This window comes from Providencia sp. PROV189, assembly GCF_028480065.1.
Taxonomy (GTDB): domain Bacteria; phylum Pseudomonadota; class Gammaproteobacteria; order Enterobacterales; family Enterobacteriaceae; genus Providencia; species Providencia stuartii.
This window is the reverse complement of the sequence record NZ_JAMPOG010000022.1, coordinates 68,074-89,997: the sequence shown is the minus strand read 5'-3', so window position 1 is coordinate 89,997 and position 21,924 is coordinate 68,074. Positions and strand designations below refer to the sequence as shown.

Here is a 21,924-nt window from a genome sequence, read left to right as displayed (position 1 = left end):
ATTATAAATTTAGTTTGCATTACTATTAATCTAAAAAATTTAAATAAGAGAGTCATATTTAGATTAATTACCCATACCTTTCTCATGTAAATAATAATAGCTGCTTTAATTTAAAAAATCTCTATTATAAGGACTATTTTTAGTAAAAGTCTTATTTTGATAATGCACGAAAAGAGCGCCATCGATAATAAAAGAGAGCACTTAAAATAAGAATACAACCTATTATTTGGATCATTGGCATCCGTTCATGATACCAAATGGCAGCAACAAACACGGTCATCACCGGTTCTAAAATCATAATAATGGCAGCGTTCGCGGCAGTGGTATTTTTTTGCCCAATCAACTGCAAAATAAAACGTAAGCTAGTTGCTATCACCACACTGGCAATAAACCACATCAATATCGATGGCGCTAACGTGGTTGGCCACTCCTCTAATAAAAGAGATAACGTCAAACCAACCACGCCCGTACAAGCCAACTGAATAGCCGTTAAAGGTAAAACAGGAACACTACGCGCATAGACGCTGGTATAGCAGAAATAAATGGCTTGAACGATTGCGGCAGCTAAAAACCAAAGTTGACTACTCTTAAACTGAACTTGCCCCTTAAACAGGGTTAAACACGCTAAGCCTAATACTGCAACAGGTAACGCTTGCCAAAAATAACGTGTCGGCCGTATTTTTAAAAGCACCCAACCCACTAATGGCACAAACAGCATGGCTAGGCTCATGATAAACGCGCCCTCACCTAGCGAGTCTGTTGTAGCAACGGCATAAATCCATAAAACGACGTTGAGGGCCATCCATCCCCCTGTCATCAAAATACTCGGTAGTTGTTGCAAGCGAATATGATGGCGTTTCCCCCAACAAAAAGGGGCTAGAATGATCGCCGCCAATAAGAAACGACTACCTAAAAAAGCAAATATTGGCATGCCTTGTACAGCTTCACGAGAAAAAATCCATCCCCATGCGGCAATAAAAGTGGTCAGCACTAAAAATAGTTCGGCTTTCCTTTGCGACTGCATATTTTATTTTACCTATCAATCACGACATTATTGTCATCATCATACTGTCTATACTATTTATGCCAATCTCTATTTTGCCTCCTTGATTAAATAGGGCTTTGAAAACCTCTTCATTTCCTCTTAACACGCCAATGACATTAATAAAATACAGTTATCAATCACTATTCCTTCCTATTGACTGTTTTCTCATCGAATAAATGGGGAAATATGCCATTAAACTGGTCAATTTTTCTGAAATTTTGGAGTGACATAATGCAAATAGATAATTAATCAATGGCTTGATGCAGTGAGCACATTACACATCAGCTCAAAAAGGTAGGTCGATATGTCAATCACACATAAACATCCATATAGCGATTCAGAGAAAATTAGTCAGATAAAAAGCGCTATTAATACACGCAAATATGCTCATCCTGCTGAAATTAGCTTGTTATGGAAAAATGCCATGAACTCATCGTTCAATCTCAGTTGGTCTAAAGTGATGTTAGCGGCGTGTATCTCTACCGCTATTGTATTACTGTTGACATCCTACTAAACAAAAAAATGGCCGGGATCTTCTCCGGCCATTGCGGTTTTTGTTTGAGTAATGAATTACCAGAAACCTAAGACTTTCCACCAAATACTGCCTAAACCAATCCAGATAATAAGGTTGACGACACTCATCACAAATCCGGCTTTCCACCATTCGCCGAGTGTTACGTAGCCTGAACCGAAAATAATGGGGGCAGTTCCTGTGCCGTAATGGGTCAGAGACATCATCAAAGAAGAGGAGAATGCTAAGGTTAAGCCGAGTAACATCGGTGGAGCGCCAAGCGCTAAACCAGCCGCGAAGAAAGCAGCAAACATCGCGGTAATGTGGGCGGTTGTACTCGCAAAGAAGTAGTGTGAGTAGACATAGATAAGCACAAGGATTAATGCTCCCCAAACCCAACTCAATCCCATATTATCGATTGAAGTCCCTACTGAGATGGACATCCATTTAATTAAACCTAGCTTACCTAAGAAACTTGCCATCATCACCAAAGCAGCAAACCAAACAACGGTATCCCAAGCCCCTTTGTTTTTTAATACATCATCCCAATTGATGACGCCCGTGGCTAATAAAATACCCAGTCCAATAAATGCGGCCGTTGTTGCGTTAATCTTATAAGCAGGTCCAAATACGTGTTCGGGTACACCTGCCCACATCACCAGTAATAGCACAAACACGCCAAGCGTAATAACTTCTGGTAATGAAATTGGGCCTAATTGTTGTAAACGCTGTTTTGCAAAATTAGGCGCATCAGGGGTTGACGTAATTTCAGGTTTATACATGAAATAGATAACTAACGGCATCAAAATTAACGACACCAAAGCAGGTGCAAATGCTGCTAGCGCCCACATTGACCAAGTTAATTCATTTGCTCCTCCAGCTTCGCTGACAATCAAACTGACAATTAAAGGGTTTGGCGCCGTCGCGGTAATAAACATCGCTGAAGTAATCGGGTTAATATTATAGTTAACCAAAGAGAGATAACGCCCTATTTTACCGGCAGTACCATCATCGGCCTTAGAGCCAAAACTATCCGCAATGGAGCGCATAATAGGGTGAATGATCCCCCCGCCACGCGCAGTATTACTTGGGGTCACTGGCGCAAGTACTGTTTCTGCAATCGCCAGTGAATAAGCAATACCTAATGTTTTTTTACCAAATAAGGAAATAACATAATAGCCAATCCTCGCGCCTAATCCGGTTTTATTTAGGCTCATTGAAACCATAATAGAAATACCGATTAACCAAATCAGGTCATTTGAGAAACCACTTAATGCATCCGCTATCGCATCCTTTGTGGAGTTTGGATTAGTCACTCCCGTTGCAGCCACTAAAGCAATGGCAATAATGGAAACACCGCCAATAGGAAGGGCTTTACCAATAATTGCGGCGATCGTTCCAACAAAGAGTGCTAATAGATGCCAAGCATCGGGATTAACACCTTCGGGAACAGGGATTAGGAACCAAATAATAAGTGTGATTGCAACTGCTATCAATGTAGGTATAGGTTTTAATGGGGTCAGTTTATTCATATCGGGCATCCATACATGTTTTTAAGATGGAAATAAAAAATTCTTAGCAATATATTTTTTATCATTACAAATATGTTAACTAAATATCTTTGACAGACATTGATCGTTATCATTGACATAGCTATTTTTACATATAAAAAACGTTTTAAATTTAGTAACAAAGAGTAATTAGTAATTACAACAATTTACTAATAGCATTTAACAAGGAACCATCATAATATTAACTTTTATTTTATAAACGACAACGACAATGTATAACATTCATATAAAAAGCACGTTCATTATCTTAAATAATTAACCATACAAAAAACATTGTTTATTTAATTTAAAATAGACGTTGAAACATCAACAATATACAAAACCCAATGATTTATTTATATTACAATAGGTAAAAATGCAGGCTGAATCGAATTATTCATACAAATAATCTTAATTTTGCTAAATAGCATTAAATAACAAATTCAAAAATTTCGAGTTAAATGTACAAATAACACGCTATTCATCAATACGTACTTAGATGTTTTAATAACCTTATATCTTATTAGATAGTCTAGTAGGAAACTATTTACCACTACATTACAATTATCACTTGATTAAACTTCATACATATTGTGGTTATTTAATCTAATCTTAATCATGGACACTCTAAATTAGATAACTATTCTAAGGAAATATAGATGATAAAGCATGATGTAAATTGTTATAAAGAGCACCAACCTTGCATTATTTTATGTACAACAAACAGCCAAAATAATGCGGTCAAGATTGCTCAACAGTTATTAGATAGACGCTTGGCGGCCTGTGTTTCATTGCTGCCTGAGATAACCTCCATTTATCAATGGAAGAACGAGATCGCACAAGATAAAGAGGTACTGTTACTCATTAAATCTACTAATAAAAACCAAGCTGAATTGTTTTCTGCTATCAAGGAAATCCACCCATACGAAACTCCTGAATTGATTAGCCTCGATTTGGATCAGGTCGACAGTGGATATTTGGCGTGGTTAGTTAAATCAGTCAAATAAGCGTCATCATGGTGTTAAATAGTGAGGTTGTTCTCAATATTCCACTCTCCATGGCGTTACCGATAGATTCGCTAACTGGTCTGCTATGGTAAGTAAAAAATAAATGCTATACAGAAGTTCTCGTTTTCGCTTTATTTGCCCTCTTTATTGAGGGCTTTTTTCGATGGTTTTTTTTGGTCGGTCGAAAAAATGACCCCTTCGCTGGCTGGGGCCATTGATAGATTAATGCAACTATAGCTGGCGAACAGGGGCATCCCCTGCAACATAATAATCAGCCTGACTTGCCGGTAAGGGTTCACGCCCACGGATTTTATCCGCCATCTTTTCGGCGATCATAATTGTCGTTGCATTCAAGTTACCTGTAATAATCAAAGGCATGATTGAAGCGTCAATCACTCTTAGATTTTCAAGGCCATGTACACGACCTGCACCATCAACGACCGCCATTTCATCGTATCCCATCTTACAAGAGCCACAAGGATGGAATGCCGTTTCAGCGCGCTCGCGGACAAAAGCATCAAGCTCGTCGTCTGATTGGACATGTTTACCGGGGCTAATTTCCTCACCTCGGTACGGGTCTAATGCTGGCTGAGCCATAATTTCGCGGGTAATGCGAATGGCGGCACGGAACTCTTCCCAATCCTGCTCACTCGACATGTAATTAAACAAAATACTCGGGTGTTGGTAAGGATCCGTTGACTTTATCCTCACACGCCCTCGACTCGGCGAACGCATAGAGCCTACGTGAGCTTGGAAACCATGTACATTTACTGCATTACTGCCGTTGTAATTAATTGCAACAGGCAAAAAGTGGAACTGGATATTTGGCCATGCAAACTTATCACTTGTCCTGATAAATCCGCCCGCCTCAAATTGGTTACTAGCACCGATACCCGTTCCTTTAAACAACCACTCCGCACCGATAGCGGGTTGGTTATACCATTTTAATGCTGGATAGAGCGAAACGGGCTGCTTACACTCATATTGCAAATACATCTCAAGGTGATCTTGCAAATTTTGCCCTACCCCAGGCAACACATGCACCGCGGGGATATTAAACTCTTTGAGCACATCTTCTGGCCCTACACCTGAGCGCTGCAATATTTGAGGTGAAGCAATGGCGCCAGCACACAAAAGCACCTCTTTACGGGCTTTGGCATGCACGGCAGTTTTACTGCTCCCTTGGTAGAATTTCACGCCAACCGCTTTTTTCGATTCAAATTCAATAACATCTGTAGTGGCGTGGGTAATAATGGTCAGATTTTTACGTTTTCTAGCCTGATCGAGATAACCTCGAGCCGTACTCGCACGACGCCCTTTTGGTGTTACCGTTCTATCCATTGGACCAAAGCCCTCTTGTTGATAACCATTTAGGTCATCTGTTCTTGGATAGCCAGCCTGAACCCCCGCTTCAACCATGGCATGAAACAAGACGTTATTACCATTTTTAGGCGTAGTCACACTGACAGGACCATCGCCACCATGATAATCATTTGCACCGATATCCCGCGTTTCCGCTTTGCGAAAATAAGGTAAACAATTGAGGTAACTCCAGTCTTCTAAACCTGGAGTTTGCGCCCACCCGTCAAAATCCAATGCGTTACCTCGGATATAACACATACCATTGATCAGCGATGACCCCCCAAGCCCTTTTCCGCGCCCACACTCCATACGGCGGTTGTTCATGTAAGGTTCAGGATCAGTTTCATAGGCCCAATTATAGCGTCGACCTTGTAATGGATATGCTAATGCCGCTGGCATTTGTGTACGAAAATCGAACCTGTAGTCCGGTCCTCCAGCTTCAAGGAGCAGCACAGTAACATCAGAATCTTCTGTCAGGCGGGTAGCAAGAACGTTACCGGCTGAACCAGCACCGATAATAATGTAGTCATAGACCATTGTTATCTCCTCTGTTTCAGTCAAATTAAAAATAAGAAATTAAAATACGGATGCAAACTCCCCAAGTTCGACTTGTATTGATTTGATTTGAGTATAATTTTGTAGTGTGACTAAGCCATTTTCACGGCCAACCCCTGAGTGCTTATAGCCCCCGACAGGCATTTGCGCGGGTGATTCACCCCATGTATTAATCCAACAAATTCCGGCTTCTAATTGATGAATGACACGATGCGCGCGGGATAAATCACAAGTCACGATCCCCGCTGCCAAGCCATATAGCGAGTTATTCGCGCGTTCAATCACCTCATCTTCAGATTGGTAACTGAGAATGCTCATCACAGGGCCAAAAATCTCTTCTTGAGTGATTTGCATATCATCAGAACAGTCGGTAAATACCGTAGGTAATACATACGCGCCTTGAGCAAACTCACCTTCTGTGAGGCGTTCACCTCCACAAAGCAGTTTCGCCCCTTGTTGTTTACCAATTTCGATATAACGCAACACATTTTCCATATGAGCAAAACTCACTAGCGGGCCAAAATTGGTTTCATCATCAATAGGCGAGCCTATTTTGATACGTGCAACACGTTGTTGGATCTTCTCTTCGAATTGCGTTTTTAAATGTTCTGGAACAAAGACCCGCGTACCATTAGTACAAACTTGCCCCGAACTGTAAAAATTAGCCATCATGGCAATATCAGCAGCCTTATCCAGATCTGCATCATCAAAAATAATCAGTGGTGATTTCCCCCCTAACTCCATCGTGACATCTTTTAGAGTTGACCCAGAGGCATTTGCCATCACTTTTTTACCTGTAGGCACGCCACCTGTGAAGGAAATTTTGGCAATGCCCGGATGCTCCGTCAGCCATAGGCCCACATCAGCGCCTCCTCCTGTCACCACATTAAACACACCGGCAGGTAGCCCAGCTTCTGTGTAAATTTCCGCTAATTTGAGTGCGGTCAATGAGGTCACTTCACTTGGCTTAAAGATCATGGCATTACCTGCGGCTAAAGCAGGAGCAGATTTCCAAAGTGCGATTTGGATAGGGTAATTCCAAGCACCGATACCAGCGACAACACCTAACGGCTCACGGCGCGTATAGGCAAATGAACTGTCGCGTAATGGGATCTGTTCGCCTTCTAAAGCGGGGATCAAACCGGCGTAGTATTCGAGAACATCCGCCCCCGTCACAATATCCACATAACGCGTTTCTGAAAGTGGCTTGCCAGTATCTAATGTTTCTAACTGAGCCAACTCGTCATTACGTTCACGTAAAATATCAACTGCTCGACGTAAGATGCGTGAACGCTCTATTGCCGTCATTGATGCCCATATCTTTTGCCCTTGTTTGGCACTTTCCACCGCCCAATCGATGTCTTCATGTGTCGCCGATTGTAAACGAGCGATCACTTCACCGTTCGCTGGGTTAATTGCATCAAACTGCCCACATTCCGGTTGTGAGCTATCTACATAACCACCATGAATATAAAGTTTATGTAATTGTGGTTCGTGCATAATATCTCCCTCCTATTAAAACGTTTCTTTTGGTTTAGCTATCCCGCGACCGACTGAGCTGCATATCGATATACTCATTCGTGATGGTCAACGCATCCTGTAATGGAAAAGCTTCATTACTCAATGCACTACGTAACCATAACCCATCAATTAACGCCGCCAGCCCTTTTGCGGCCATACGCGCGGCGTGCTTATCGAGTACTCGAGCAAACTCATACGTTAGGTTGGAATACAATCGCCTATCATTCACTTGCTGCAACCGATTTAAATTCGGTTGATGCATGCTACTTGCCCAAAAGGCTAACCATGTTTTCATCGCCGCCTCACTGATTTGCGAAGAATCAAAGTTACCTTCAACGATGGCTTGAATGCGCTGTTTAGGTTGGGCATGACTCAGCATTCTTAAACGCATTGCCACGGCGATCCCAAGTTGGTACTGAATATGACGCATGGTGGCTTCTAACAGACCATTTTTATCGCGGAAGTAATGGCTGATGATCCCTGTTGATACACCCGCCTTTCGAGCAATTAACGCGATACTGGCCTCTTGCATGCCCACTTCATTAATCACTTCAAGTGTGGCTTGAATTAACTGCTGCTTACGTATCGATTGCATTCCTATTTTCGGCATAACCTCTAGACCCAAAAAAATACAGTGAACCCTGTTATTAAACTTTTTTTTAATTGAACATTCAATCAATATTAACTATATTTTATCACAATTGTTTTACAAAATTAGGAGGAAGATAGATGTAAAAAAACAACTCTTTGCAATTAATTCAATTAATTAGCAAAGAATGTAACTTTTAACTTTTGAATAAGTAAAATTGTGGAAACTGCCGATGACAACTCAAAATAGTCCAAAAAATCAGCAGAAAGACAAATTAAACTCTGTGGTTTTTTTCACTTCTGCTGGTCTAATACTAGCATTTTCATTTTTCACCATACTCATGACAGAAACCGCCAACCAATGGATCGTCGCAACACTCGGATGGGTATCAAAAACGTTTGGTTGGTACTACTTGTTAGCCGCAACACTGTATATTGTCTTTGTGATATTTGTGGCAACATCACGCTTTGGTAATATCAAATTAGGGCCGGAGCAATCAAAACCTGAATTTAGCGTATTAAGTTGGTCTGCCATGCTGTTTGCGGCAGGGATCGGTATCGACCTAATGTTTTTCTCTGTTGCCGAGCCTGTCACGCAATATATGCTGCCACCCACTGGCGAAGGGGAAACATTAGAAGCAGCTCGTCAGTCGATGGTGTGGACTCTCTTCCACTATGGCCTGACGGGCTGGTCTATGTATGCGCTGATGGGGATTGCGCTCGGTTACTTTAGTTACCGATATAACTTGCCTTTAACCATTCGCTCTGCCCTTTACCCTATTTTTGGTAAACGTATCTATGGGCCAATCGGCCATACTGTCGATGTTGCCGCCGTTATTGGTACAATTTTTGGTATTGCGACCACATTAGGTATCGGTGTGGTACAGCTTAACTATGGTTTAAAAGTCCTGTTTGATCTCCCCCAAGGGCTTGGCGTACAAGGTGGCCTGATTTTACTTTCGGTCATTATGGCCGTTATTTCCGCCACATCTGGGGTTAATAAAGGGATCCGTATCTTATCCGAACTGAATGTTTTGCTCGCATTAGGGTTGATTTTATTCATTTTGTTTGTTGGTGATACGGAATTTTTACTCAATGCGTTAGTGCTTAACGTGGGTGATTACATTAATCGCTTTATGGGAATGACGCTTAACAGCTTTGCTTTTGATAGACCAACAGATTGGATGAATAGCTGGACGCTATTTTTCTGGGCTTGGTGGGTTGCATGGTCGCCGTTTGTGGGCTTATTCCTCGCACGAATTTCCCGTGGACGGACAATTCGCCAGTTTGTCATTGGCACGCTGATTATCCCTTTCGTGTTCACCCTACTTTGGTTATCTATTTTTGGTAACAGCGCCTTATACGAAATCATTCATGGCAACAAAGAATTGGCAGAAACGGTGCTTGCCGCCCCTGAAAAAGGCTTTTACTCCTTACTAGAGCTCTATCCCGGGTTTGGTTTGACCGCATCGGTGGCAACGATCACTGGCCTACTATTTTATGTGACCTCTGCGGATTCTGGGTCACTCGTACTCGGGAATTTCACCTCAAACCTAAGCGATATCAATAATGATGCGCCTAACTGGTTACGTATTTTCTGGTCAGTGGCGATTGGTTTATTAACCCTAGGTATGTTGATGACCGATGGGGTTGCCGCACTACAAAATACGACCGTGATCATGGGGTTACCTTTTAGTTTTGTGATCTTTTTTATTATGGCGGGGCTGTATAAATCGCTAAAAGTCGAAGATTTCAGGCGCGTCAGTTCACTCACCACCAATGCACCAGCGCCTTTATATGGCAATGGTAAGTTAAATTGGAAACAGCGGTTGGGCCGTGTGATGAACTTCCCCGGTACCACTTACACTCAACGTATGTTGGATCTAGTGTGTACGCCTGCCATGCAAGAAGTGGCAAAAGAGCTATCACTACGCGGCGCTAATGTGGAATTTAATATTCTGCCCCCTGCCGAAGATGAGCGTTTAAATCACCTAGAGCTCGTGGTTGATTTAGGGGAAGAACAGAACTTTATCTATCAAATTTGGCCGCAACGTTACTCTGTTCCCGCCTTTACCTACCGCGCACGTTCAGGTAAATCCCATTACTATCGCCTAGAAACTTTCCTTTGGGAGGGAACACAAAGCAATGATTTAATGGATTACACCAAAGAACAGGTGATCAGTGATATTTTAGATCAATATGAAAAACATCTTAATTTCATTCACTTAAGCAGAGAAGCGCCAGGGGCAACATTAACCTTTCCTGAAACTAATTAATCGTTTTACTGCAAAGGGGCCATTAGGCCCCTTTTTAAGCTGCAACAATACACGTGTTTTTGAAATAAATTTCATGACAAGTGATTAATCTGTTCATCATTTGACCAATAAATATGGCGTATTTTGTTCATTAATGGCGCGATGCCAGATGGCTAAAATTCCCCCTATTCAAGGAGAAATGATGATGAACAAGACACTATTTGCCCCTTATTTGGATGTGACCGTTGATGCGATTTGGAATGACCCGCTTTCTCCTAACGGCAAACCAAACCCTAAATATAGCCAAGCTGCAATTAGTCACAGCGTTGATGGTGTTTACTTGGCTTTTTTAACCGCTGATCCTAATAATAATGCCGCATGGGGAGCATATTCGAGTATGCCTATCGCTTGGGCTAAGCCATTTTGTGATGCGTTAATTGAAGCCAATATCAAAGTGATTGTGTCATTCGGAGGTGCGGCTAACTATGATGTCTCTGCAAGGCAAACTGTTGACCAATTGATTGCAACTTACCAAGAAGTCATTGATATACTTGGTGCCTCACAACTGGATTTTGATTTTGAAAATGATTTATACGATGCCGATAAAACCTTTACCGCACTATCAACCATCGTGAAAAATAACCCTGATATCACCTTGAGCCTAACGTTACCTGTTATGCCGTATGGCCTTGTCGAAAAAGGGTTAGCGCTAGTACAAAAATCGGTTAACGCAGGTTTAAAAATGAAAGTGAATGGTATGGCGATGGATTATGGTCAAGGAACGGATAAAAATATGGGGCAGGCCGCCGTAGATGTGGCAACCAGTCTAAAAAATCAATTAAAAACCTACTACCCTACACTGACAGATGCTGAGCTGTATGATTTAGTACAAGTCACACCGATGATCGGCCTTAATGATGATAGGTCTATGTTTAATTTTAACGATATCAATACATTAAGTAATTTTGCAAAAACTAATGGTGTGAACTTAATTTCAATGTGGAGCTCAACTCGCGATAGGGTCGGCGTCGGCGAGTCCGCATCAGCCTCTTATTCAGGTAACCCCGAGCAAACCAAAGATTTTGAATACACGGAACGCTTCACTAACGCACTGAAATAACGGCCCAAGGTGAGGCGATACATTGCCTCACCTTATTTTCCTGCTTGTTCAATCATGTGCTTCAATTGTTGCGGATCATGCAACCATGCTGGCTCACTAGTGCATCCCATCGTGGTGAAAGAGCGATGACAGACATCATTACCCCAACTATCCCACGCATCATTTTGTTGTTTTTGAGTAAGTAAATATTCATAGCTGCGCTCCTCTTCAGCGACTTTCTTGTTTGGATCAAACATGAAGCGTTGCTGCTGCTTGATAGCATCAATACCTTGATAATCTTCATCATACACACGGTCAGCAGGCGCTTTTTCTGTGAAGGTATAATCCGTTGCTATGGCTTGGGGAGACATAATAAATAGGCTAAATATCAATAAATTTTTAAGCATCATCATATTTTCATTACAAAATAATGCCAAAATTATAAATATGACAAATGAGATGGCGAGTTTTATCAGTAAAAACTCGCGTGATTGGTCTTTTTATCCGCAAATAAGTGATAGTTTAACCAAGCATCAAACGATTGATTTAATTAAACTTTAATATCAAATAGTCAATCATATAAAGCTCAATGAAAAATAACTGGTTTAAACCCTGACTATGACGGATAAGCGTGGTATCCCATTTTTTCTGAAATCTGACGTCCGGCAGCCTTTAGCAAACGGATATAATATTCCAACTGCTGTTCATCAAAACGAATTGTAGGAAAGGAGATTGATAGTCCTGCTATCACATGCCCTAAGCGGCCATAAATAGGTACGGCAATGCAACGTAACCCTAACTCTTGCTCTTCCCTATCCTCTGCATAATGTTGCTCTCGCACCACCGCTAATTCAGCCATTAACGCCTCAATACTCAATAGTGTTGTATCGGTTTTTTTGACGAATTCAATCTGCGCTAAAATACCTGTTACTGTTGCTTCATCCTGCCATGCTAAAAGCACCTTACCGATCGCAGTACAATACAATGGATTACGCCGTCCAACCCGTGAGTACATGCGCAAGTTGTAGCTAGAATCAATTTTATGAATATAAATAATCGCATTATCATCAAAAGCACCAAGGTGCAGCGCTTCATGGGTTAACTGTCCAATATGGCGCATCTCCTTATCAGCAATTTCAATTAAATCAACATACTCTAGAGATTTAGCACCCAACTCGAATAGTTTAAGCGTCAATGAATATTTATCCGCTTCCCCTTCCTGTGCCACATAACCTAATTGTTTCATGGTTTGCAAGAAACGATAGGTAGTCGCTTTTGACATCAGCAGTCGTTGTGAAAGCTCAGACACACCAATCTCTTTTTGTTCTCCTAATGCATTGAGAATACTGAATACTTTTACTACTGACGAAACGGCATCCGTTTGCGTGACCTTATCCACCATTCACCTTCCTATTTATTCAAATCAATATGATAGCCATATCAGATGGTTTGATGTGCTGACTTTATGTTTACTCAACAGCATAAAGATCACTTTCATGAAAAACAAGAACGGTGATTTGATATTTTTAAAACGGCGTTTCATTTTTATTTGAACTTGTCTAAAAAATAGGTTTTAATGCTGTTAGCTAATGAGGTTTGACTCAATTCAGTTATAAAAAATAAAAACGATAGGTGGTAAAAATGGCTACAGCTTTGCAAGTTGCCGTGATTGGCGAATGTATGGTTGAGTTACAAAAATCAGGGGAATTATTTAAGCAGACTTTTGGCGGAGACACCCTAAATAGTGCACTCTACCTTGCACGTTTAACCCACAAACAAGGTGTTGTCACTCGCTATTTAACGGGGCTTGGTCAAGACCCCTTTAGCCAACAAATGCGAGAAAGTTGGCAAGCCGAAGGGATCTATACCGACCATGTCGTGATCGCCGAAAAACACCTTCCCGGTATGTATTTAATTGAAACATCAGAGGATGGCGAGCGCCGTTTTTTTTATTGGCGTGATAACTCAGCGGCCAAATTTTGGTTGAATGAGCAAACCGCCGAGCGAACTCAACAATTACTCAATCAACAGCAATATATCTATCTAAGTGGGATTAGCTTAGCCATTTTACCTGAACCCGCTCGCCAATTACTGTTTACACTGTTAGCAACGGCTCGCCAATCAGGTGCTAAGGTCATTTTTGACAATAATTATCGCCCTGCATTATGGCCTTCTGTCGAGGCGGCACAGCAAGCCTACCAACAAATGTTATCACTGACTGATATTGCATTTTTAACTTTTGATGATGAGCAACTGCTGTATGGTGATCAGCAAGAAAGCCAATCCATTGCACGTGCACAGCAGCAGGGTGTTGAAGAGATCGTTATTAAACGCGGAGCAAAACCCTGCTATATCATCATTCACGATCAACAATTCGAAGTGGCTGCGAATAAAGTGACTCACGTCATTGATACCACCGCCGCTGGCGATTCTTTCAGTGCAGGCTATCTTGCCTGTCGAATTCTAGGTGGCTCTCCTGAAGAAGCGGCTCGCACAGGCCATTTACTTGCAGGAACCGTGATCCAACACCGAGGCGCCATTATTCCGCGTGAAGCGATGCCTATCATAGAGCTAAACAATATCAAAGGGATCTAAACATGAATCAATTAATCGAAAAACTAAAAAAAATCAGTGTGGTGCCAGTGATCACAATCAACAAGGCGGAACATGGCGCGCCTCTCGCACAAGCGCTAATGGAAAATGGTCTACCTTGTGCTGAGGTCACCTTTCGCACTCCCGCCGCAGTACAAGCGATTAAAAATATGCGAGCAACACACCCCGAAATTCTTATTGGGGCGGGCACGGTATTGACCACGCAACAGGTTGATCAAGCCATTGACGCTGGCGTGGATTTTATCGTAAGTCCAGGTTTTAACCCTAAAATCGTCGCTTATTGCCAACAAAAAAATGTCATTATTATCCCTGGGCTCAATAACCCAAGCTTAGTTGAGCAGGCATTAGAATTTAATTTAACCACAGTGAAGTTTTTCCCAGCAGAAGCTTCTGGTGGCGTAGCGATGCTAAAAGCGATGAGCGCGGTTTATCCTGTTAACTTTATGCCAACAGGTGGGATCAATCCCAAAAATATCAAAGAATATAAAGCACTACCATCTGTATTAGTTTGTGGTGGCTCGTGGATGGTGCCTAATGAGCTGATCGATAATGAAAATTGGCAAGCTTTAGGCCAATTAATTGCTGACGCTGCGAGCCTTTAACCAACGCCTCTGGCGCTCTTTACACTATCTTAAGTCAAGAGCGCCAACTTATAGAAGCGTAGCGATAATACGCAATAAATTACAGTCACATTATTGATACTCTCATCCTTTAGCTAGCCACTTCCCTGTCTGCTCTTTTAATCGTAAATAGCCTACGACTCCGTTAATGATTTTAAACGACCGCGTAAACGTTTTATGGCTTGGCTATGGAGCTGACTGACTCGCGACTCTCCGACCTCCAAAACCGCACCAATTTCTTTTAAGTTCAATTCTTCTTGATAATAGAGGGTAAGTACCAGTTTCTCCCGCTCTGGTAACTGCTCAATTGCCTCAATGATTTGTGCGCGTAGATTAGACTCCATCAGTAAACTTAATGGATTGCCTCCATCACTTTCATCAATAGCAGGCTCACAGCTTTCGCCATGAATTTCATGCCATTCATCATAGGAATAAAGTTGACTGTTGTTGGTATCAAGTAAGGCTTGACGGTATTCTGTAACGTCAATATTGAGTGCTTGGGCAATTTCACTTTCCGTCGCACTGCGACTCAATGATTGCTCTAATTCTCCAATGACTTTAGCCATTTCACGAGCTTGTCGGCGCACACTACGCGGTGCCCAATCTCGGCTGCGCAATTCATCTAGCATGGAGCCGCGAATACGCTGCACTGCATAAGTGGCAAATGATGCTCCTTGAGAAGCATCGAAGCGCTCTAACGCATGCAATAACCCGATACCGCCAGCTTGAATAAGATCATCAATATCGACGCTCGCAGGCAATCTCACTTGTAATTTTAGGGCCTCATGTCGTATTAAGGGATAATAACGCTCCCATAGGCTATTTTTATTAATTACACCTTCGGCAGTATACAAATCACTCACAACCGGAATCACCCTTTAAAACTTATATAAAGGTATTCATTATGCTAGCTGCACAATAATTCAATCCGTAGAGTAATGAGGTAAATTAGTGCTATTTATCCTAACCTAAATAAATTTAGCGAAGACAATTACACTGTGAATATATAATGTGATGCCTGAATGATAAACAAAAAGGCCAGAACAACGTCTGGCCTTCAATCACTGATATTAATCCGTGACGAATTAACGTAACAGGCTCAGAACACCTTGTGGAACTTGGTTTGCTTGTGCCAGAACTGAAGTACCTGCTTGTTGCAGGATTTGACCACGGCTCATGTTAGACACTTCTGTTGCAAAGTCAGCGTCTTGGATACGGCTACGTGCCGCACTCAAGTTGTTGACTGAGTTGTTCAGGTTATTGATAGTAGATTGCATACGGTTTTGGAATGCACCCAGTTTAGAACGGTATGAATCCACATTTTTCAGTGCAGTATCTAAAGTATCTAATGCGTCAGATTTTGCAGCAGTACCACCACCTAGACCAGTGATCTCAGCACCTTTCACATATTCAGTTTTACTTGGAGTAGTTGTTGTGTCTTTAGTCGCTGCGTACCATTTATTATCTGTTGTATCTTTGATATAGAATTTAGCAGGATCTGTTTTATCTGCATAAATTTCAGCAGTGCCAATTTTTGCGCCGCCAGCGGTTCCAACAGCATAGCTATCAGCATCTACGGTGATTGCAGTGCCTTTACCTGCTGGCTCTTTTGGACCAGCTGCAGCCGCAGAAACCTTCTCAACTTTGTCTTTGAAATCTTTGATACCTAGTGTATCAAGATCCATTTTTTGCATTTCCATGCTGATAGTTTGACCATCTTTCGCACCCACTTGGTAAGAAACAGTGTCACCATTTAGAATTTGTGTTCCGTTAAATTCAGTGTGTTGATAGATACGGTCGATTTCATCCAGACGTTGTTGTACTTCATCACGAATTGAAGTGATATCGCTGTCAGAGTTACTGCCGTTAGCTGCTTGAACAGTCAGTTCACGGATACGTTGCAAGTTTTCGTTGATTTCGTTAACTGCGCCTTCAGCAACTTGCGCCATTGAAATACCGTCGCTCGCATTACGAGAAGCTTGGGTCAACCCTTTGATGTTAGCAGTGAAACGGTTAGCAATCGCTTGACCTGCTGCGTCGTCTTTTGCGCTATTGATACGTGAACCTGAAGATAGACGCTCAATTGCAGTACCCAGTACGCTTTGTGAACGGTTTAGGTTGTTCTGAGTTGTCAGAGACAGGATGTTAGTGTTGATAACCTGTGCCATAATATATGTCCTTGTTATTCCGTAATAATAAAGTTAGCCAATCTGTTAGGCTTTACAGTTTGTTGCCAGCAATACCATTATCGGCGGCATAAAAAAGGGCTTTAGGGATTTCGACAAAAATTTTTTATCTCAAAGCGAGAAACCCAGCTACCGCCCCGCTCCAAGCGGTAAATTATTTTGTCAAAATAAATTTATAAACCGCAAATTTTAAATTATTGATTATCAATAGAGATAAATACCCTGTTTTGTAGGGTCAACTCCTGCCATCATTATTTATCGACTTAGTCTAAGATTTCCGTTCTTCTCGCCGATAACCCTGTAAATGAGAATAATTTTTTAGGAGAGAACAATGGCTGGTATATCGACACTCGGTATCGGGGCAAACTTAGACTTAAATAACCAAATGGACCAACTTGAAGCGATGGAAAAACGTCGCCTTGAGCCATTAACGGCACAAAAAGCCAGCTATGATGCACAGATTAGCGCTTTTGGTAAGATGCAGTCATCTCTAGAAAAATTAAAAAAAGCGGCGGAAGATCTTAAAAAATACAATGATATCAGCACCACCAAAGTGAACGGTGAATATAAAAGCTTCGACGTTAAAACAGATGGCAAGGCCGTAGCTGGGGTTCATGATGTCCTAGTCACTCAACTTGCGAAAGCACAAACTATTGCGACTAAAGGCCATGATGATAATAAAAAATTATTAGGTAACGGTAACGCAGAGCGAACTATCACTATCACTCAGCCTGCTGAAGAAGATCCCATTATTATCAAACTTGATAATGAACACACCTCTTTGGTTGAAATCGCTGATGCTATCAATAAAACAGATAAAACGGTCACCGCCGCGGTGATCAAAGATAAAAGTAATCGTTATCATCTTGTCGTTACCTCCAAAAAAGAAGGTACTGAACACCGTATTAATATCAAAGTTGAAGGTGATGACGAGCTCGCTAAAATACTGAATGTTGAGTCTGAACTAGACAGTGGTGGAAATGTCGTTTTAAAAGATAAAGAAAACATCGGCATGGAGCAAAAAGTTCCCCCGCAAAATGCCTTGCTAAATATTGATGGTTTTGAACTTGAATCACAAAGCAATGAAGCAAAAGATCTCTTTCCTGGGCTCACTTTGACATTGAAAAAAGAGAGTGAAGACAAAAAACCTGACCATTTGATCATTTCTGAAGATATTGAGCCCGCTAAAGCAAAAATTAAAGCGTGGGTAGACGCCTATAACGAATTCCAGAATTTAGCCAAAGAATTGACCAAATATACGCCAACAACGAAAGGAACCGCCCCAGATAAAACCAATGGCCCACTCATCGGTGATTCGACATTACGCACAATTCAAAGCCAATTACGTACTCAAATACGTTCAGCACAAGATAGTGGTGAAATTAATTTATTAAATAAAATGGGGATCACACAAAAAGTTGATGGCACATTAGAGATAGAAGATAAAAAGTTCGAAAAAGCGTTAAAAGAGAATCCTGGTAGCGTCAAAAGTTTCTTTATGGGGGATGGTAAAGAGACGGGCTTTGCAACCGAGAACTTTAATTTCTTAAAAGATACCCTCGATGCCCGCGAAGGCACACTGCATAACGCGACTGATGGCGTACAAAAGAAAAAGAAAAGCCTTGATAAGCGTATTGAACAAACTAATAAGCAGATTGAAAACACCATGGATTTATACCGCCGCCAATTCCAAAATTTAGATAAAATGATGAATTCACTCAATAGCACCAGTAACTCATTAGGCAGACTGTTAGGTTAATAATTATGTATCAGCAAAAAGCAAAACAAGCCTACCAACAAGTCGATTTGGAAAGTGAAATTGCCAATGCGACCCCATACCAACTGATTAGCATTCTCTATCGAGGGGCGTTAAGCGCCCTCAAACGTGCTGAAATTTTTATGCAACAAAATAATATCGCTGCAAAAGGCAAAGAACTTTCTAAAGCAATCGATATTATTGACACAGGTCTAAAACAGGCGCTCAACCATGAGGCCGGAGGTGAAATCGCCGATAATCTTGCAAGTCTTTATGACTATATGATCATGCGCCTATTAAATGCTAATCTTGAAAATAATGTGGCTTATATCCAAGAAGTTTACCAATTACTCTCCGATATCGCGTCAGCTTGGCAACAGATCGGGGCAAATGTGGATGAAAGATAACCAGGTGAATAATAAAAAACCTACCGATTTATATGAAATCTATCGTGATGTCTTAGCATTAAGTGAAAATTTAGTCGCACTCGCAGAAGCACAACAGTGGGAACAGTTAGTTGCCCACGAAACAGAATATGTTTATGCCGTCGAAAATTTAACGCAGCTAACTCATGAGTTTGAAGCACACCAACCCATCACCGATGAGTTGGTTAGGTTATTACATCAAATTATTGAGAACGAGCAGATCACGAAAACGCATTTACAACAGCACTTAGATTTTTTAAGTAAAGAAATGAAGCAACTGGACCAAAAACGAGCACTCAATAATAGCTACGGCCAATTTAATGAGCCAGATACGCCAATAACAATAAAACCCATTGAATAGCCATGTGTGTCAGGCGGCCTACCTGACACTTATGGATCGATTACTGTCTTAAACGCTGCTGTTTCTTTAGTTTTTTCAACAGCATATTGCGTTTTAAGGTCGATAAATGATCAAGAAAAACCTTTCCATGCAAATGGTCAATTTCATGCTGCATTACAATCGCCAAAAATTCATCAGAATCGGTGATAAACGCCTTCCCGTCTCTATCTAGCGCCTTAACTTTTACGCGCTTAAAACGTGCCACATCAGCATAAATTTCAGGCACGGATAAACAACCTTCTTGGTAGCTCGTTTCCCCTTCACTTTCAATAATTTCAGGGTTAACAAATACCATAGGCTGATCACGGTTTTCAGAAATATCAATCACCATCACCGATAATGTTGCGCCAATTTGCGTCGCTGCTAAGCCAATACCATTATCGGTGCTGTACATGGTATCCAATAAATCATCAATTAATGGCTGTACTGCCGCAATGTCGGTGACTGGGTCACATTTAACGCGTAACCGCTCATCGGGTATCTCAATAATAGCTCTTACTGCCATATCTCAAAAATCCTATCTGTCATACTCTTTATTCAAACTATTACGCATTATCGTCTTTTTAAATTGACGATAAGATGCAAAAAATGGCATTACCCACTAGCTAAAAAAATCACATCAAGATCAACTAGGTTAACCTAAAAATAAAACACCCTATAATTTCACAGAAAAATAACATGTTATCTAGAAAAAAACACTAAAAATAATAGCCGCTTATTTTTATTGCTACATCGTTTATCGTCGCCCCATCGCAGCTTAGCAACCCTAACTATGCTAAGGTTTTAACCATATGATTAATTAATAATATAAATTAATAAAAATCGTTATCTCAGAAAATACATTCAAAATGCTAATATTTTAATCTCCGTTATTTATGATAATAGTAAAATTAAAATATCATGGCATATTGCTTTTATTTTATCATTTATAAAGTGTATAAAACCGCGCTTAATTCATACCAAATCACTTTTTACGATATCATTGAGAGTAATATTAGAATATTCAAAAGTGGCCATTAACTCTAATATAAATTAATGCCTCTTTTTGAATGTAATAAAAGCAAAAATTAGAGGCGTTTATTTCATTAATAAGGATATCAACATGAAAAAAACGTTATTGGCGAGTTCAATGGCGGTATTAGCACTTTCACATTCAGCACAGGCGGCCCCCCTATTTCCGAGCGCAACAGAGGTTGCCTTCGATGTCGCTGAGTCACTAGCTGAGTTCCAAAAAGCCGCTGAATTATTCAAACATTACAGGGCAGAACAAGCAAAAAATATCGAAATACCTACCCTAGAAGAGTTAGTGTATCAACAACTCATCAAACAAGATAAAAAAGTGACGCCGACGATCACGGAGATTGATGAAAAGATCCAACAGTCGATTAATATTAACAATGATTATATTGATAACCGATTGATTGAGCATCACCGTGATTTAGACAATAAGCTTGAGTTACTCGATTCACAACACAGTACAATCCAAGCTGAAAATCAAAATAGGTTTGCCCATTTCCAGCAAAATCTCGATAACACACAAGCCTTCAATAAAGTACGTTTTACCCAGCTAGATAAAAAAATCACTAAAATGGAAAAACAGGCCAACTCAGGTATCGCTTCTGTGGCAGCTATGTCTAATATCCCTTATTCGTTAAATACACGTTTTAGTGCTGGCATTGGCTTGGGTCATTACCGTAATGGCAATGCTATTGCTGCTGGAGCACAATACCAATTAAAAAAGGATCTGAATCTGCGTAGCTCTATCGCATGGAATAATGCCGATAGTGCGGTTGTTGGTGCAGGTATCGCCATTGGTTGGTAACTCATCATTTTTGATGATATTTATGCTTAAGTAAAAAATATCCTCCGGCGTAGCCGGAGGTTTTTAATATGCGCCGATAAGGCTTTGTTACCTACCGCGCCCTAACAGGCGCACAACGGCTCTGACATTCTTCTACTCACATAACTTTCTTAAAATACTGCCTACCGCTCTACGTTTTTCACCGTGAAAAACTTGTCTTCTATATTTGGGTGCAAATTCCATCGTGTATGCGCTAAGCTCTTTTCGTCTCCCATTGGAACCCCCCTTTTGATTTCTTATTTGACTCTTCCCGTTGCCAGGCCGCAAGATGTTTTAACAAATCAAAAGGGGTTTTTATATCTTATTCAAAACTGAAAGCTTTACGGCCCCCCAGCCTAGCTGGGGTTTTCTATATACAATGAACTGTTTCCATTTACTGAGCGCCTTCTCAACTTTCTGCTTCAATTGAAAGTAAAAAGAAACAGTTAAAATATTTATTTATCCACCCCAAAAATGTTCAAAACAATTTAATCAACAGAGTAGTTGTCTAAAAAAACACGTAAATTAATCCCTCAACCCAATATATGATGACATAGCTTATCTTTAATTTATTAATGTAGCGTTTCATTT

The 21,924-nt window shown here is 40.9% G+C and carries 20 protein-coding genes and 1 pseudogene; 10 read left to right on the top strand and 11 right to left on the bottom strand.

Annotated features, from left to right (window positions below):
- Positions 1-151: 151 nt before the first annotated feature.
- Positions 152-1,024 (bottom strand): DMT family transporter, encoded by an 873-nt coding sequence (locus PR833_RS14025; RefSeq protein ID WP_272526233.1) that lies wholly within the window; start codon positions 1,022-1,024, stop codon positions 152-154.
- Between the two features lie 325 nt (positions 1,025-1,349).
- On the opposite strand from PR833_RS14025, the gene PR833_RS14020 reads away from it, so the two are divergent.
- On the top strand, positions 1,350-1,559 hold the full coding sequence (locus PR833_RS14020) for a hypothetical protein (RefSeq protein WP_053110736.1): 210 nt from the start codon (positions 1,350-1,352) through the stop codon (positions 1,557-1,559).
- A gap of 56 nt (positions 1,560-1,615) precedes the next feature.
- Here PR833_RS14020 and PR833_RS14015 read toward each other — a convergent pair whose 3' ends face one another.
- Positions 1,616-3,088 carry a DASS family sodium-coupled anion symporter gene (locus PR833_RS14015; protein WP_014658088.1) on the bottom strand — a complete coding sequence of 491 codons (1,473 nt, stop codon included), beginning with the start codon at positions 3,086-3,088 and terminating at the stop codon, positions 1,616-1,618.
- 677 nt (positions 3,089-3,765) lie between these two features.
- Between PR833_RS14015 and cutA the strand changes: the two genes are divergently transcribed.
- Complete coding sequence (cutA, locus tag PR833_RS14010; protein ID WP_004918729.1) at positions 3,766-4,113, top strand: divalent-cation tolerance protein CutA; 348 nt, start codon at positions 3,766-3,768, stop codon at positions 4,111-4,113.
- Positions 4,114-4,344: 231 nt separating this feature from the next.
- On the opposite strand, the gene betA is transcribed toward cutA, so the two are convergent.
- The 3 genes from betA to betI are packed head-to-tail and all read right to left on the bottom strand — an operon-like array spanning position 4,345 to position 8,161.
- Positions 4,345-6,012, bottom strand: a complete 1,668-nt coding sequence (gene betA / locus PR833_RS14005; RefSeq protein ID WP_004918727.1) for a choline dehydrogenase — start codon at positions 6,010-6,012, stop codon at positions 4,345-4,347.
- A 39-nt stretch (positions 6,013-6,051) separates the two neighbouring features.
- Entirely contained in the window at positions 6,052-7,530 is a 1,479-nt protein-coding gene (betB, locus tag PR833_RS14000) for a betaine-aldehyde dehydrogenase (protein ID WP_004918726.1), read from the bottom strand.
- Between the two features lie 34 nt (positions 7,531-7,564).
- Positions 7,565-8,161 (bottom strand): transcriptional regulator BetI, encoded by a 597-nt coding sequence (gene betI / locus PR833_RS13995; protein ID WP_004918724.1) that lies wholly within the window; start codon positions 8,159-8,161, stop codon positions 7,565-7,567.
- Positions 8,162-8,372: 211 nt separating this feature from the next.
- Here betI and PR833_RS13990 point away from each other — a divergent pair, with 211 nt between their 5' ends.
- Entirely contained in the window at positions 8,373-10,415 is a 2,043-nt protein-coding gene (locus PR833_RS13990; RefSeq protein WP_004918722.1) for a choline transporter, read from the top strand.
- 148 nt (positions 10,416-10,563) lie between these two features.
- Positions 10,564-11,514, top strand: a complete 951-nt coding sequence (locus PR833_RS13985; protein ID WP_272526231.1) for a chitinase — start codon at positions 10,564-10,566, stop codon at positions 11,512-11,514.
- A 32-nt stretch (positions 11,515-11,546) separates the two neighbouring features.
- Here PR833_RS13985 and PR833_RS13980 read toward each other — a convergent pair whose 3' ends face one another.
- Both PR833_RS13980 and kdgR read right to left on the bottom strand, forming a co-directional pair.
- Positions 11,547-11,906, bottom strand: coding sequence for a hypothetical protein (locus PR833_RS13980; protein WP_272526230.1), 360 nt, complete (start codon positions 11,904-11,906; stop codon positions 11,547-11,549).
- Positions 11,907-12,109: 203 nt separating this feature from the next.
- The gene (kdgR, locus tag PR833_RS13975) at positions 12,110-12,895 is read right to left on the bottom strand and encodes a DNA-binding transcriptional regulator KdgR (RefSeq protein ID WP_272526228.1); all 786 of its coding nucleotides are present in this window, start codon (positions 12,893-12,895) and stop codon (positions 12,110-12,112) included.
- A 239-nt stretch (positions 12,896-13,134) separates the two neighbouring features.
- Between kdgR and PR833_RS13970 the strand changes: the two genes are divergently transcribed.
- Together PR833_RS13970 and PR833_RS13965 are read left to right on the top strand one after the other, a co-directional pair.
- Entirely contained in the window at positions 13,135-14,088 is a 954-nt protein-coding gene (locus PR833_RS13970) for a sugar kinase (RefSeq protein WP_104873399.1), read from the top strand.
- A gap of 2 nt (positions 14,089-14,090) precedes the next feature.
- Positions 14,091-14,708 (top strand): bifunctional 4-hydroxy-2-oxoglutarate aldolase/2-dehydro-3-deoxy-phosphogluconate aldolase, encoded by a 618-nt coding sequence (locus PR833_RS13965; protein WP_061064150.1) that lies wholly within the window; start codon positions 14,091-14,093, stop codon positions 14,706-14,708.
- A gap of 152 nt (positions 14,709-14,860) precedes the next feature.
- On the opposite strand, the gene PR833_RS13960 is transcribed toward PR833_RS13965, so the two are convergent.
- Both PR833_RS13960 and PR833_RS13955 read right to left on the bottom strand, forming a co-directional pair.
- Complete coding sequence (locus PR833_RS13960; RefSeq protein ID WP_042116490.1) at positions 14,861-15,589, bottom strand: RNA polymerase sigma factor FliA; 729 nt, start codon at positions 15,587-15,589, stop codon at positions 14,861-14,863.
- Between the two features lie 222 nt (positions 15,590-15,811).
- Complete coding sequence (locus PR833_RS13955; protein WP_104873398.1) at positions 15,812-16,894, bottom strand: FliC/FljB family flagellin; 1,083 nt, start codon at positions 16,892-16,894, stop codon at positions 15,812-15,814.
- Between the two features lie 349 nt (positions 16,895-17,243).
- Here PR833_RS13955 and fliD point away from each other — a divergent pair, with 349 nt between their 5' ends.
- Genes fliD through fliT form a run of 3 tightly spaced genes read left to right on the top strand, consistent with a single transcriptional unit; the run spans position 17,244 to position 19,454 of the window.
- The gene (gene fliD, locus PR833_RS13950) at positions 17,244-18,671 is read left to right on the top strand and encodes a flagellar filament capping protein FliD (protein ID WP_004918704.1); all 1,428 of its coding nucleotides are present in this window, start codon (positions 17,244-17,246) and stop codon (positions 18,669-18,671) included.
- A gap of 5 nt (positions 18,672-18,676) precedes the next feature.
- A complete protein-coding gene (gene fliS / locus PR833_RS13945) occupies positions 18,677-19,075 on the top strand; it encodes a flagellar export chaperone FliS (protein ID WP_004918702.1) in 399 nt (132 codons plus the stop codon).
- The gene (gene fliT / locus PR833_RS13940; RefSeq protein WP_004918700.1) at positions 19,065-19,454 is read left to right on the top strand and encodes a flagellar protein FliT; all 390 of its coding nucleotides are present in this window, start codon (positions 19,065-19,067) and stop codon (positions 19,452-19,454) included. The genes fliS and fliT overlap by 11 nt, the downstream gene beginning before the upstream one ends.
- 40 nt (positions 19,455-19,494) lie before the next feature.
- Here fliT and def read toward each other — a convergent pair whose 3' ends face one another.
- Positions 19,495-19,998 carry a peptide deformylase gene (gene def, locus PR833_RS13935; protein ID WP_060561345.1) on the bottom strand — a complete coding sequence of 168 codons (504 nt, stop codon included), beginning with the start codon at positions 19,996-19,998 and terminating at the stop codon, positions 19,495-19,497.
- A gap of 597 nt (positions 19,999-20,595) precedes the next feature.
- On the opposite strand from def, the gene PR833_RS13930 reads away from it, so the two are divergent.
- A complete protein-coding gene (locus tag PR833_RS13930; RefSeq protein ID WP_014658078.1) occupies positions 20,596-21,315 on the top strand; it encodes a YadA-like family protein in 720 nt (239 codons plus the stop codon).
- Positions 21,316-21,450: 135 nt separating this feature from the next.
- Here PR833_RS13930 and PR833_RS13925 read toward each other — a convergent pair.
- Positions 21,451-21,569, bottom strand: a pseudogene (locus tag PR833_RS13925) (IS200/IS605 family transposase); the annotation flags it as partial.
- Positions 21,570-21,924 lie beyond the last annotated feature (355 nt).